This is a genomic window from Hahella sp. NS-SX17, assembly GCF_057367735.1.
Genome location: NZ_CM170632.1, coordinates 3,528,749 through 3,541,955 on the forward strand (window position 1 = coordinate 3,528,749; position 13,207 = coordinate 3,541,955).

Sequence of the window (13,207 nt, forward strand, 5' to 3'; positions counted from 1 at the left end):
ACTTTCTGACAAGCGCTGGCGAAGTCGGTAAACAAGGTTTAGATGGAGTATAGCAGCGGCTGCCTGAGCATGTTCGGAGGGAGCCGGGCCCTCGCGGAAATAGACATGGGCAGAAGGCGCGGGCGCAAAAAAACGCCCCCGGCAGGCGAGTGCGGAAGGGCCTGGTCGGGGACGAAGGGTTAAATTGGTTAGTCGCGTCGTCTTTCGGTCAAGCCGGCGAGGTAGTTCATGACGAAGTGGGCGGCGACTTCCGCGGTGTTGGAGGCGTTGTCCAGAGGCGGGCTGACTTCTACGATATCCAGCCCGATGGTTTTTGTTTTTCGGGCGATTTCATACAGCGCGTCGGCCACTTCATACGCCAACAGGCCGCAGCCGTTGGGAACGCTGGTGCCCTGGGCGAAGGCGCGGTCGAGGCAGTCGATGTCCACGGACAGGTAAACGCCGTCAGTGTCGCGAGAGGCGTGGGCGATGGCCTCCTCCAGGGTGTGGCGCCAGCCGTCCCGGCGGATCTCATAAGGGGTGCGCACCATGACGCCGGCCTGTTCCGCCCGCTCCATGTATTCCCTTGAATAAATCGGCGCATTGACCCCCAGTTGCACGCTGTTGGCGTGGCTGTAAACCTCCTGCACCGTATACATCCAATGCCCAGAATGCTCCTGGCCTTTCACCGGCGGGCGGGAGTCGAAATGGGCGTCAAACACAATCAGGCCGAAACGTTGTCCCCCGGAGCGTTTAAGCAGACCTCGCATAATCGGATCAGTGACGGAGTGATCGCCGCCCAGAAATACCGGCATGGTAGAGGGCGGCAGCGCAGTGACGGCTTCTTCGATGCGGGAATAGGTCTGGTGAATATCATTGGTGACGGGAATCGGCGCGCCACGGCGGAAACGCAGGGAAGAGAGGTCCGCGCGTTTGTCCGTGCAATAAAGGCTGAAACCGTTCAGCGCCTCCAGAATAGCGGCGGGCCCAAACCGGGTTCCTGGTCGATGGCTCACCGCGAAATCGAAAGGAATCTCCATAAAGGTAATCAAATCCGAACCTGAGCCTCCGCCGGCGGCGTCCTCCACGTCCTTCACCCAGGCTTCAGACACCCACTTCAGCGACTTATCGTTCACCACTTTCTCATACATGGCGGCTTCCTCATCACACCGGTTGCGTCGTAGGCGTTTTCACCATGGCGCCCTTGCGGGTCAACTCCACATGGTCAATGCCGACGGCTTGTTTGGCTCTTTCTACGACGGCGTCGTCGCCATGCTTGGCGCGCCAGCGCTCGTATTCTTCAACTTTGCGATTCATGGCGGACAGATCTCGGCCCTGCCATTGACGTTCCCGCACCAGACAGAAACCGTTCTGATCCGGCGTGCGGATTTTTTCCGCGTAGGCGGAGTTCCATACGTTCTCCAGGGTGTCCTGCCGCAGATGGCCGACCAGACGGGACAAGCCGTTGCAGTCGTACACTTCGCCAAACAGATTCACAAACAGGCCGCAGTTCACCTGTCGGCAGCGATAACCGCCCCCCATGGGACGACTGGGGGAGTAGACCAGTCCGTATTCCTCTTCATCGATCTTGCGCATCATCTCAATCAGGTCATTGGCGCGCTCTTTCTCCAGCAACAACGACTTGTGATCCGCCATCCCTTCCGGGATCAGCGTCATGATGTAACTGTGCACGTTATTATCCCGGCACCAGCGAAACAGATCCGCCACATCGTCCAGATCATGAAACTTGGGCGTCGTCACCACATCAATAGCGAGGCGGGTGGGTATCGACTTGTTAAAGCCCCGCTCCAGCAGCAACCCCATGGCGCTGCGGGCTTTGTCGCCATAACCGCGCACGCCCACCATACGGTCCTGCACAGCCGTGTCGATATTGTTGTACTTGAGGAAAACGGATGCGCCCAGCTCATACAGACGATCCGCTCCGGCGGCGTCCAGGTGATAGCCGCTGGAGAACAGCACGGTGGTCATGCCCAGACTATGAATGTATTCGACGATCTCCCAGAAGCCGGGGTCGATCATGGGTTCGCCGGCGCCGGGAAACTCTACCGTTGTGGCGCCGAGACGGCGCGCCTGCAGAATGATGTCCTTGCGTTCCTGGGTGCTTAACTCCGTCCGGTCAGGCACATCGCTGTAGCGATCAGGCGTGCGGTCACAATAGAAACACTTCAATTTGCATTCGCCGGTCATATCAATATCCAGGTGCAACAGACGGTTTTCCGCCCGCGCCCGGCGAATGGTTTCTTCGCAGTAATCCGTACCCACCGCCCACAAATTCTCCAACCGACTCTGCGCGGCCTGAATATGGGGGAGGGATTTGCGGTCCACGTCGGGGGAGAGACGCAGACTCGGAAGGTTATCGCTCCGCTCTTCGGCGGCGTCGATCAGATGTACGTTCAGCAGCGTTGCGTGATTATTATCCATAACTAAATTCCTTTTTTGATCCATTTAGCGTGACAGCTATTCCATGAGGCGCATCCTTCTCTTTTTTCTTCTCGTTTTTCCGCCGTCAGCCCTTAACCGACGGCGCGTCTGGGTTTAGTAAGCGTTCTGAGTGGGCTCTTGCAAAGCCCCTGAAGATTCGTTCTGCGTCTTTTTCGTTGTATTTTTCTGCGACGAAGACTGGGCGTTTTTCTCTTTTATCGTAATCAGACAGACGGCGATGATGATGACGCCAATGCCGATCATATTGACCGCTGTCAGGCGCTCGCCCACCAACACATAAGCGGCCAGTCCCGCCACCAGCGGATCGAACATGCCGATGATCGTGGCGGGCAGGGCGTCTACGTGGCGTAATCCGTACATCAACAGCCAATACGGAATGATGGTGGCGATAACCGCAATAAATGCGATGTAGAGGACGACGTCCCCGGAGTAGTTAATTTCGTGAACGGTTAACGCCGGTAACGTCGCCAGCCATAACACGGAGCTGACCAGAAATGCGTAAAGGGTGACGGTGGTGGCGCCGACGCCGCGCCGCTTACAGGCGTTGCCGAGCATATTGAAGATGGCGAAGGCCAGGCCGCAGGCCAGCCCCACCAACACCCCCGCATTAACCGAGAACAATTCCGCCTCGCCGCCGGTGAGCAGGAAGCAGCCAGCCACGCTCAAGGCAACGATGCCCGCATCGCGGGCGTCAACCCGGCGTGAGGCGAAGGCGACGCTGATCAGAAGCACAAAAAACGGCGCGGTGTACTCAAGGGTGATGGCCGCCGCCACGCTGATCATACTGATGGCGTAGTAGAAAGTGATGTTCACTGCGGTGAAAGCGAGGCCGGTGGCGATGAGCAAAGGAAGCGCCGACTTGGTGATGCGGAAAGCGCCTGGCTGAGTGATTAGTATGGCCAGAGAGAAAACGGCGCAGGCGACCAGAGAGCGCACCGCGGTTAAATCCAGCGGCGAAATATCCGCATGGAACAACACTTTGGCGAGAGCGCCGGCGACGCCGAACAGAATCGCCGCGATGGTGATCGCGGTAATGCCGAAAGCAAAAGGGTGGTTTCGCCACATATCGAGTTCCTTCCGTTGCAATCCATGTTTCTGGCAGCGATATACGGGCTCCTGGAGCCATCCCGCCATGCATAACGCGCACGCGCCGACGCCTATCGACAACGTTGCAGCGACCTTGTCAGGCGATGATTTCGTGGCGGGACAAGGCGAATGACATGGGGGGACAAATTCATACTACGCCTGTTTTCTGCTCGCTGGCAACAGGCAAACTCGCCCTTAAAACAAACGCTTAGGATCTTAGTTAGAGTTTTTTCAGAGCGCCATGGCCTCCTGCAGACACTCCTCTATCACCGTCATCAGCCAGCGCAGAGCCGGGTCTTTATCGCGGGTGGCGCGCCATACCAAATCCACGCTGGTTTCCTTCAACGCCAGCGGCGGCGCTGTGGCGCGCAGTCCCGAGGCGGCGCACATGCAACTGGCGACCACCTTAGGCACGGTGGCGAGAGCGGGTATCCGTTTAAGGATCGAGGGCAGGGTGGAGAAACGGGGTAGCGCAAACTGAACGGTGCGCCGCATTCCCATTTCCGCCAGCGCGACGTCCACATTGCTTTCAAGCGCGCCTTTGTAAGTTACCATCAAATGAGGGTGGCTGACATATTGCTCCAGCGTCAGATGCTCTGTGATGGAGATCTGAGCGGGGTCGTAAACGCAGAGAAAGCCCATGGAGCACAGGCGTTTGCGCAGCATCCAGGCAGGCCCGCCGTCGATAAAACAGGAAACCCCCAAGTCCATGCCATTCTGCTCCAGCATGGCGGGGCCCTGAAACGGATCAACGGATTTGATGGCGAGTCGGATCGAGGGCGCCAGCTGATGCAGCTTGGCGATCAGACGCGGTCCCAGCCAGACTTCCACCCAGTCTGACATGCCTACGGTGAAGACGCCCTCGCTGATAGCGGGATCGAAGGTTGAGGGCTCGAACAGGGCGGAATGAATTTTCCCCAGCGCCGGCAGCAACTCCGCCTCCAACTGCAGCGCTTTCACCGTCGGGGACATGCCCTGCGCGGTGCGCACCAGAATCGGATCGTCGAACAGCTCTCGCAGTCGCGACAGCGCTCCGCTGACCGCAGGCTGTCCCAGGTGCAGTTTTTCAGCCGCGCGGGTGACGCTGCGCTCGCGCAATAAAACCAGCAAGGTGACCAATAGATTAAGGTCAACGCCCCTAAAATCTCTTTCGGTGATGTTCATTATCAAAATGATCGATTTGAATGATGATGCGGTCTATTGAATCATTGCGTCCAACCAAAGGCAATGACCGCAGCGTCGAGCCAGAGTAGAAATATCTAAAGGAAATACTATGCAAATCTCATCTTCCCGCCCGTTACAGACAGCCCAAAAAACACCCCTGGCGCGCACCCTGTTTCTCAGCGCCGCTTTATTGGCTGCAGCAGGATCTATGACCGCGCCATTCGCGCACGCAGAGTCAGAGTCCGCCGCTGATAGCGCATCCAGTAAAAATGTCGTTGCGGCGCAAAGTAATCCCGGTCATTACGGCTTTAAGCTGGGCGACTTCAAGATCACCGCGGTTTCCGATGGTTCGGTGATGGTCGACTTTACCAAACTGATGAACAACACCACGCAGGAGGAAGTGACGCGGTTGCTGGCGCGCCATTATCTGGGGCCGCAGGTGGAAACCTCCATTAACACCTTCATCGTCGACACGGGCGAGCATGTCGCCATCGTGGATACCGGCGCAGGGGATATCTTTGGCGACAAAGGCGGTCACTTGGTGGAAAACCTGAAGGCGGCGGGATATCAACCTGAGCAGATCGACGCAGTGCTGCTGACCCATATTCACGGCGATCATTCCTCCGGTCTGACTCGCAGCGGCAAAATGGTGTTTCCTAACGCAACGGTTTATGTGAATCAACACGACGTCGATTTCTGGCTGAACCCGGACAACAAGGCCAAGGTGAATGAGACGCTGAAACGCGGCTTCGATTGGGCGGAACAATCCGTCAGACCCTATCTGACGGCCAATAAAGTCAAAACGTTCAACAGTGATGGCGAGCTGTTCCCCGGCGTGAGAACCGTCGCCGCCCATGGCCATACGCCAGGGCACACGGTGTATGAGGTGGAAAGCCAAGGCCAGCGCATCCGCTTTCTGGGGGATCTGCTGCATATCCGCGACATCCAGTTCGCCAGACCGGAAATCACGATCGATTTCGACGTCAACTCGCCAAAGGCCGCCCGCCAGCGACTCGCCGCTTTCAACGATGCGGTGGATGGCGGATATCTGGTTGGCGCCGCGCACATTCCTTTCCCTGGCGTTGGTCATGTGCAACGGGACGGCGGCGCGTTTGAGTGGATTCCAGTGAACTATAGCGCGCAGGTGAAGTAATTCCTGTCAGTAGTTGAACGACAGGGCCTGAGCCATTCAGGTCCTGTCTTGCGCGTCTTGTCTCTTTGCTCCTCACAGAATGACTTCTTCAACTATACTGAAACTAACGCCTTTCCTGGGCGCCTGACGTATTTACGGGCTGTAGCGATGGACGCGAAGGGAATTTCAGCCGCCGATGTGGGATGAACCTTCGCCGTTAGGCGGCTTCAGAGAACATGTCATGGCAGGGGCAGCTGGAAGGAGGTGCGCATGTTCGATGCTAAAAACCATATCATCCACCTGGCGGACGGGCGCTTGCAGCCCGCCTCCAGTACCTCGGCGGCGGACGTGCGTCATATCGTACGGCAGACGCTGCAACAGAACCCGGCGGCGGGAATCGTCATCCACTTTCACGGTGGGCTGGTCAGCGAAAAAAGCGCCCGGGAAACCGCGGAGCAGCGGTTGTATCCCTTATACGCCGATAAAGCCGGCGCTTATCCAGTCTTCTTCGTCTGGGAGTCCGGCTTTTTCGAAGCGCCCATGAATAACCTGAAGGAAATCGCCAACGAAAAAATCTTCAAGGAGTTCCTGAAAAAGGCCTCTGAGTGGGTGCTGAAGAAGCTTCCCTCGGGGGTAGGCGTAAAAGGCGCGGGTGGCGCAGGGCTCAACGAAGTTAAATTGCAGCAGGAGTTCGACGACTGGTTCGCCGGGCGCAGAGAGACGCCCCCGGAGGCATTGCATATCTCTGAGAACCTCTCCGGCGCCGCTATCGCCGCTACGACCCGCAGCGCAGGGCTGGATGTCGATGAGCTGCTTGCGGATATCACCGACAGCATTGAGGGAGACCCCATCTTTAAAGAGGCGGTGACGGAAGTCTACAACGGGCTTCACCCTCGCAACAGTCTGCAGCCGGCCACCAGAAGCGAAGGGACGAAGGCCGCCTCCAATTCGAAGATCAGCAAGGAAGCGGCGGATCGGCTGTTTGAGCCTAAGCCCACCGACACCACCAAAGGGTTTGGCGCTATCGCCTGGTGGAAAGTCGCCAAAGTGGTCGCCGCAATAGTTTTGCGCGTTATTCGGCGTTTTCGCGCCGGTCGGGCGCACGGTCCCTACGTCACCCTGGTGGAGGAGGCGTTGCGTGAACTGTATATCGACAAAATCGGCCGCTCGGTCTGGTGGGACAGAATGAAGAAAGACACCGCCGACGCCTTTACCGAAGGCAATGAATATGGCGGTCATGCCTTTCTATCAGCCCTGAAGGAAGAACTGGAGGGCGCGCAGACGCCGCCCAGAATCACCTTGGTCGGGCACAGCACCGGCGCGATTTATATCTGTCACCTGCTGAGAAGCGCGGCCCGTCTGCTGCCCAATCAACAGTTTGACGTCCTGTTCGAAGCGCCGGCCGCCACCCATGCGCTGATGGCGGCGACGGTTGCGGAGCATGGCGGCAGGATCAGCCATTTCCGTCAGTTCGCCATGTGCGACGAGCGGGAGGTGGGGGATATTCTGGTTCCCATTCTGTATCGCAGCTCATTGCTGTACTTCGTCTCCGGCATGCTGGAAAACGAACCGGACGAGCCGCTGGTCGGCATGCAGCGTTATCTGAGCGAAAGCGACGTCTACAACGCGGATAGGTTCCCCAACATCCAGGCCTGTCGCGAGTTCTACGCCAAATACCCCAACAGCCTGGTGTGGTCGCCCAGCGCCGCAGGGGAGGGCCGGAATAGCGACGGCCGTAAGCATGGAGACTTTGATGACGCCGACGACAGCACTATGGCGAGCGTGGCGCATATTCTTCAACATGGATTCTGAACACTATGGCCAACGACGATTACGCTATCCTGGTCGGCATCAGTCGTTACGCTGACCCTGAGCGCCTGCCTGACCTGCAGGGTCCGGTTCGTGATGTTGAACTGATGCGCAGCTGGCTGACCTCGCCCACTGGCGGCGGCGTGCCCGCAGCGCATGTGATTGATATCGTCTCCGACGAAACCGGAATAACCCCATCGGACCTGTCAGAGAACGCCAATGCCGACGACGATGACGACACTGCGCTGCCGCCGCTGTTCCAGGATTTTTTCAAGAAATTCCTGAGGCTGGTCAGTAAGCCGGATCGCAGTGGCTACCTCTATCGCGACAGCCGTCTCTATCTGTATTTCTCCGGGCACGGTTTTTGTCAGAAATACCGCCGTGAAGCCCACGCCGCGTTATTCGTCGGCAATAGTAGCCCGATAGAAAACTGGAATATCTATGGCACCTATTTCGCCCAATGGACCAAAGATCAGGGGCTGTTCTCCGAGATCGTACTGATCATGGACTGCTGCCGCGACGCCAAATTGCTGCAACGGCCCATGCCGCCGCCTTTGCCACAGCCTGTCAATGTCGGCGCCAGCGTCGAGCCAAAATTGTTTGAACTCTATGGCGCGCCGCGAGGCGGTAAGGCGCAGGAGCGGGCCATCGTCGCCCGTAATGGCGAAGTGCACGGACTACTGACCCACGCATTCCTGGATGCGCTGGAGCATGCGGAGTGGGGGAAGACAGTGGTGCCTTCCCAGGCGGTGAAAAACTATCTGGAAAGCCAATGGCGCATCCTGTGCGAAGGGCGTCCGGCGGACCCGCCGGAGGTGGTGATTCCGTCCAATGGCGAAATCTACTTCCAGCGTATGGCCGGTAAATTGAAGTCGCAGCGCTTCAAAGTAAAAACCTGGAGCGAGGGCGAGAAAGTCAGAATCGTCAACAGTCAATTTGAGGTGCTCGCTGAACTCACCCTTGCCGGGAATCAGGTAATTGTGAAACGAAGTTTTCAGAATGGAGACAGTGGCGGAGAGGATGTGGCGATCACTGTCGTCGACGGAGAGTTTGAGTTGCCGCTGCCGGTGTCATTGCTGATGGCGACCGGCGGCGCATCGATTCAGCAGAAATTTGAAACCGGAGGTGACGATGTCGAACTTTAAAGCATCCGTTACCGTCAATATCGCCGATGGCCAGGGCGAGATAGAAGTGGTGGACAGCGCCTTTCAGTTGATCGCCAGTGGTTTTGGCGCATTACAGGTGGACCTGGCGCCTGGTTTGTATAAGGCGCGGGCGCTGGCTGGCGGAGGCCGCACGGAATCGGTGTTTCTGGTGGAGCCGGAGGCGAGTGCGCTGACGGTGCCCCTGAACGCTGTCGACTTCGCGAATCCTGCGCCTGTGCAGGAGAGCGGCGATTGCAGCAAACGGCAACAGGCGGCGCTGTTTGATCTGGTCGAAAGTGAACCGGAGGATGTGGGGCTGGGACTGGATGCCGGGCTACTGCTGTGTTTGCGTCAGGATGCGTCTCCAGACGGCGTCCGCAATGCCGACCGCCTGCCTTCGGGTATGGATCGATTGCAGCTGCGGGACGCTATGGGAAACCAGCTCCCTGACTTTCGACGCCATGAAATCTATCTGCCGGACCTGGGGCTGATCGCGGTCAATCTTAAGCTGAAGGACGGGTACTATCTGCTGGGGTATCAGGATGAGAACGGCGAAACGGTTTTGACTCCTTTTTATGTTGTGACGGGCTGGCGCAGTCAGGTCTATTTTCACCTTTCTGACGAGGACCCTTTTGGTTATCAGGACTTCAGCGAAAGGGCCATGTTGATGACCCCGTCGGGAATGGGTTTGCCGCATTACGAACTGCGACGTTATCTAAGGCTCACCGAGATTGCTCGCTACGCGTTGCTGCAAGGAAGGCAGGCGATTACCCGGGATGAAATGAATGCGTTATTGCAGGATAAGTTCTTTAATCCGCTTTTTGGTTTGTTCGCCGCTCACTTGCTGCTTTTAAGTCAGCGCCCCAATCAGGATTTGCTGGAGACGGTGATACACAACACCGCCGGCATGATCGGGGTGGATAATCCGGATATTCAGGCGTTGATCATTGCGCTGGAGGCTCTGAGAGGGGCGTCGCCATACCCCTCTTCATCAGGGGTAAGCTTTCCCCCCATGCTCAGCGCCAGCTGGCGTGTCTTACTGGAGCAGCCGCAAGTGTTTGCGGCTCATCCCATCCTGCGAGAAGTCGCCGCCAGGCAGGTCGGACAGGGGCCTTGGCTGGCCTGGCGGCTGGAAGAGGAGGTGGGAGGCCGTATTGTGTCGCGCTCCGGAGGCTCCGTGCTGTCGCCCCGAATATTGGAGCTGACTTTAAATATCTCTTCCAAAGCATTGGAAAGTCTAAATATTTTTACTAAAAACTATAATTTCCCCACCTTGGCGAGTCCGCCTTGGGCGTCGCCGGAAACGACCGCCAAATCAGAAGAGGATGTGCTGGCGGCGATTAAAGAACTTGCGTGTAATAACCCGTGGAAAGCAATCATGCGAGCGCATAAAAGCGCGGTTCGCGAAGGGCTGGAGGGACTCAATCTGAGCAGTCTGCAAATCTCTCTGTTGCCTATGTTGCAGCTGATCAAAGAGCAACTTGAGGAAGGAGACGACTTCACGCTGGAGGAATTCAGGCTGATGATGTCAGGGCTGCATGTACCGCTTGTGGTGGCGGCGGAGGCGTTGCAGGACTTGACCGAAAAGCTGGCGACCGTTGCAGCGCCGTCAGGTGGCTAATGGTATAGGGTTTAAGACAGACAGCTGTCTGCGCGGAAAAAAAGGGGGCGGGAAGCCCCCGACTGAGTGGACATCTCAGGTGAAACCGTTGTGTGATGTCTGATCGTTCGTAATGCTAAGGGTGTTGAAAAAGGTATTAAGACTGCGTGTCGTTGCTGGGCGCGTCGTCAAATAACCAGCGCTTGTGCTGTACCGCCGTGTGGCCCATCTGGCTGGCGGTGGAGTTGCCGGATTTGGCGGCGGATTGCTCTTTCTGCTCCGCTTTCTTCTCCCACAGATAGCCGCCGCCTTGTTCGCTGGCGTTTGTAGTCATGGCGTAGCTGGTCGCCATCAACGTCGCTAAAATCATTGCTTTGGTTTTCATCGTTTCATTTCTCCAGTTACAGGGTGTATCTCTCGTTAAACCTTTACGGACAGTATTTTTCGCTACGGGTTTGGCCCGGCTTAATCCGAATCCTTTTGGTTTCCGCTGCTGGCGACTCCCTCGCAACAGGCCGGCTGCGCCGGTATTTCGAAAAGGATGGCGACACTATGTCGCGTCAGCGCTGACTGAGGCATGACGCATGGATTACAGGGTCGTAATGCGGGCGTCATCTTTACGCACGGCGCTACGGGTTATCTTTGCGCCGCCGCGCCCGCACGCGCGGCTCGATTCCCCTCACATGTCCTTATGCGACAACCCCATGCAGCCCGGAGGCGCAACATGAAACTGCTGGTCGTGGAAGATGAAGCGAAAACCAGGGAATATCTGCGGAAAGGTCTGACGGAAGCCGGCTTTGTCGTCGATACCGCCGCCAATGGTCTGGATGGCCGACATCTGGCTATGACGGAGCAGTTTGATCTGATCGTGATGGATATCATGTTGCCGGATCTGGACGGCTGGCGTCTGCTCGCCTCCTTGCGGGAAGCGGGCAACGCCACCCCGGTGCTGTTTCTGACCGCTCGCGACAGCGTGTCGGACCGGGTGCAGGGGCTTGAGTCCGGCGCCGATGATTATCTGGTGAAGCCGTTCGCCTTCTCTGAACTGCTGGCGCGCGTGCGCAATATACTGCGACGAGGCCTGGCGCCTTTAAGCGGAAATAAACTGAGCGTGGGTGATCTGACCCTGGATATTTCCCGCCGCAGCGCCCGTCGCGGCGATGCGGATATTCAGCTGACCACGAAAGAATTCACCCTGCTGGAGCTGTTCGTGCGGCGCCAGGGGGAAGTGTTGCCGCGGTCGCTGATCGCTTCTCAGGTGTGGGATATGAACTTCGACAGCGACACCAACGTCATTGATGTGGCGGTGCGACGCCTGCGCATGAAAGTGGATGACGGCCATGATACTAAACTGATCCAGACCGTACGGGGCATGGGCTATCGGCTGGATGTGCGCAATGAGCTCCACTAAACGGCCATTGCCCCTCGCAGTTCGCATTACGGCGCTGGTGGGCATTGCCATTCTTGCCGTCTTTCTGGTGTTCGGCTGGCTGATTGAGCGCACCATCGACCGGCATTTCATGGAGCAGGACAGCGCCGTGCTCAAGGAAGCGGCGGCGGTGGTGGAGGACATTCTGTTTCAGCACTGGCCGGAGGAAGATCTGGGCGTGCTGCAACGCAAGCTGGATCGCGCTCTACCGGGTCGTCTGGGCGTTATCTGTAAGCTGAGCAGACCTACCAATGATGTCATCTACGCCTCTCCTGAGTTCCGGGGCAGGGGCTCTCCCGGCGACCTGGAAGTGCTCACTGTCATTACGGCGGATAATTTGCGCATGTGGCGTGACGGCCAGAATCTTTATCGGGGCGTTCGGCTGAAGCTGAGCGCGCCGGAAGCCGCGCCGTCATCCTACTATCTGGTGACGCTGGCGCTTGAGATCAGCGCCCATCGAAAATTCATGAAAAGCTATCGCCATACTTTATGGGCCTCCACGTTGCTGGCGGCGCTGGTGGGCATTTGTGGCGTGTGGATAGGCGTGGGCAGGGGGCTTGCGCCGCTGAGAAGGGTCAGTAATCGCATTCGCGGGGTGTCTTCGGATCGGTTGCACGTGCGTTTGGAGCTGGATGCCGCGCCGATCGAGCTGGTAGAGCTGGCGGCCTCTTTCAATGACATGATGCAACGTGTGGAAACCTCCTATCAGCGTCTGTCCAATTTCGCGGCGGATATCGCCCATGAATTGCGCACCCCCGTCACCAACCTGATGACGCAAACTCAGGTGGCCTTGAGCAAAGGGCGGGGCGTGGAGGAGTATCGAGAGGTGCTTTATTCCGGTCTGGAGGAGTTCGAACGCATTTCCAAAATGATCGACGACATGCTGTTGTTGGCGCGAACCGAGAGCGGCCTGGGCCGTCTGTCGCCGGAAAAAGTCAGCTTACGCCAGGAAGTGCAGGATCTGTTTGACTATTTCGAAGCCTGGGCGGAAGCTCAGGGCGTCTCACTGACCCTCAAAGGACGCTGCCGCAAAGTGCGGGGAGACCGCATGATGCTGCGTCGCGCCGTCAGCAACCTGCTGTCCAACGCCATACGTCACACTCCCGAAGGCGGAACCGTATCCGTATCCCTTTGCGACGCCCCAGGCTTCGCCGTGGTCAGCGTCGCCAACCCCGGCCCTGGTATCCCACCGGAACACCTGTCCCGGGTGTTCGACCGCTTTTACCGCGTCGACGACTCCCGTTGCCGCACCGACGAAGGCGCGGGCCTGGGACTGGCCATCGTCAAATCCATCGTAGAAGCCCACGGCGGCTGCATCGCCGCCAACTCAGAGCAAAACCACACGCAATTTGTGATAAAAATGCCGGGCAAATAGGCGGGACTGGGTGGAGGTGGATAAG

General features: G+C 57.8%; 11 protein-coding genes. 6 read left to right on the forward strand and 5 right to left on the reverse strand.

Going from position 1 to position 13,207, the window contains the following annotated elements; translation table 11 throughout:
* Positions 1–188 precede the first annotated feature (188 nt).
* The 4 genes from AC2IBB_RS15715 to AC2IBB_RS15730 form a co-directional block, all read right to left on the reverse strand.
* Positions 189–1,130, reverse strand: a complete 942-nt coding sequence (locus AC2IBB_RS15715) for an agmatinase family protein (protein WP_486333776.1) — start codon at positions 1,128–1,130, stop codon at positions 189–191.
* Between the two features lie 13 nt (positions 1,131–1,143).
* Positions 1,144–2,421 (reverse strand): radical SAM/SPASM domain-containing protein, encoded by a 1,278-nt coding sequence (locus AC2IBB_RS15720; protein ID WP_486333777.1) that lies wholly within the window; start codon positions 2,419–2,421, stop codon positions 1,144–1,146.
* Between the two features lie 114 nt (positions 2,422–2,535).
* Positions 2,536–3,507 (reverse strand): EamA family transporter, encoded by a 972-nt coding sequence (locus AC2IBB_RS15725; protein ID WP_486333778.1) that lies wholly within the window; start codon positions 3,505–3,507, stop codon positions 2,536–2,538.
* A 252-nt stretch (positions 3,508–3,759) separates the two neighbouring features.
* Complete coding sequence (locus tag AC2IBB_RS15730) at positions 3,760–4,692, reverse strand: LysR family transcriptional regulator (RefSeq protein WP_486333779.1); 933 nt, start codon at positions 4,690–4,692, stop codon at positions 3,760–3,762.
* A 109-nt stretch (positions 4,693–4,801) separates the two neighbouring features.
* Between AC2IBB_RS15730 and AC2IBB_RS15735 the strand changes: the two genes are divergently transcribed.
* The 4 genes from AC2IBB_RS15735 (at position 4,802) to AC2IBB_RS15750 (ending at position 10,399) form a co-directional block, all read left to right on the forward strand.
* Complete coding sequence (locus tag AC2IBB_RS15735; RefSeq protein ID WP_486333780.1) at positions 4,802–5,845, forward strand: MBL fold metallo-hydrolase; 1,044 nt, start codon at positions 4,802–4,804, stop codon at positions 5,843–5,845.
* Between the two features lie 249 nt (positions 5,846–6,094).
* Positions 6,095–7,636: a hypothetical protein gene (locus AC2IBB_RS15740; RefSeq protein ID WP_486333781.1), complete on the forward strand. Its 1,542-nt coding sequence runs from the start codon at positions 6,095–6,097 to the stop codon at positions 7,634–7,636.
* Positions 7,637–7,641: 5 nt separating this feature from the next.
* Positions 7,642–8,778 (forward strand): caspase family protein, encoded by a 1,137-nt coding sequence (locus tag AC2IBB_RS15745; protein ID WP_486333782.1) that lies wholly within the window; start codon positions 7,642–7,644, stop codon positions 8,776–8,778.
* Positions 8,765–10,399 (forward strand): hypothetical protein, encoded by a 1,635-nt coding sequence (locus AC2IBB_RS15750; RefSeq protein WP_486333783.1) that lies wholly within the window; start codon positions 8,765–8,767, stop codon positions 10,397–10,399. Before AC2IBB_RS15745 ends, AC2IBB_RS15750 begins: the two co-directional genes overlap by 14 nt.
* Positions 10,400–10,535: 136 nt before the next feature.
* On the opposite strand, the gene AC2IBB_RS15755 is transcribed toward AC2IBB_RS15750, so the two are convergent.
* Positions 10,536–10,763, reverse strand: coding sequence for a hypothetical protein (locus AC2IBB_RS15755; protein WP_486333784.1), 228 nt, complete (start codon positions 10,761–10,763; stop codon positions 10,536–10,538).
* A 339-nt stretch (positions 10,764–11,102) separates the two neighbouring features.
* On the opposite strand from AC2IBB_RS15755, the gene AC2IBB_RS15760 reads away from it, so the two are divergent.
* Positions 11,103–11,789 carry a heavy metal response regulator transcription factor gene (locus tag AC2IBB_RS15760; protein ID WP_486333785.1) on the forward strand — a complete coding sequence of 229 codons (687 nt, stop codon included), beginning with the start codon at positions 11,103–11,105 and terminating at the stop codon, positions 11,787–11,789.
* Positions 11,776–13,182 carry a heavy metal sensor histidine kinase gene (locus tag AC2IBB_RS15765; RefSeq protein WP_486333786.1) on the forward strand — a complete coding sequence of 469 codons (1,407 nt, stop codon included), beginning with the start codon at positions 11,776–11,778 and terminating at the stop codon, positions 13,180–13,182. The genes AC2IBB_RS15760 and AC2IBB_RS15765 overlap by 14 nt, the downstream gene beginning before the upstream one ends.
* The last annotated feature ends 25 nt before the right edge of the window (positions 13,183–13,207 follow it).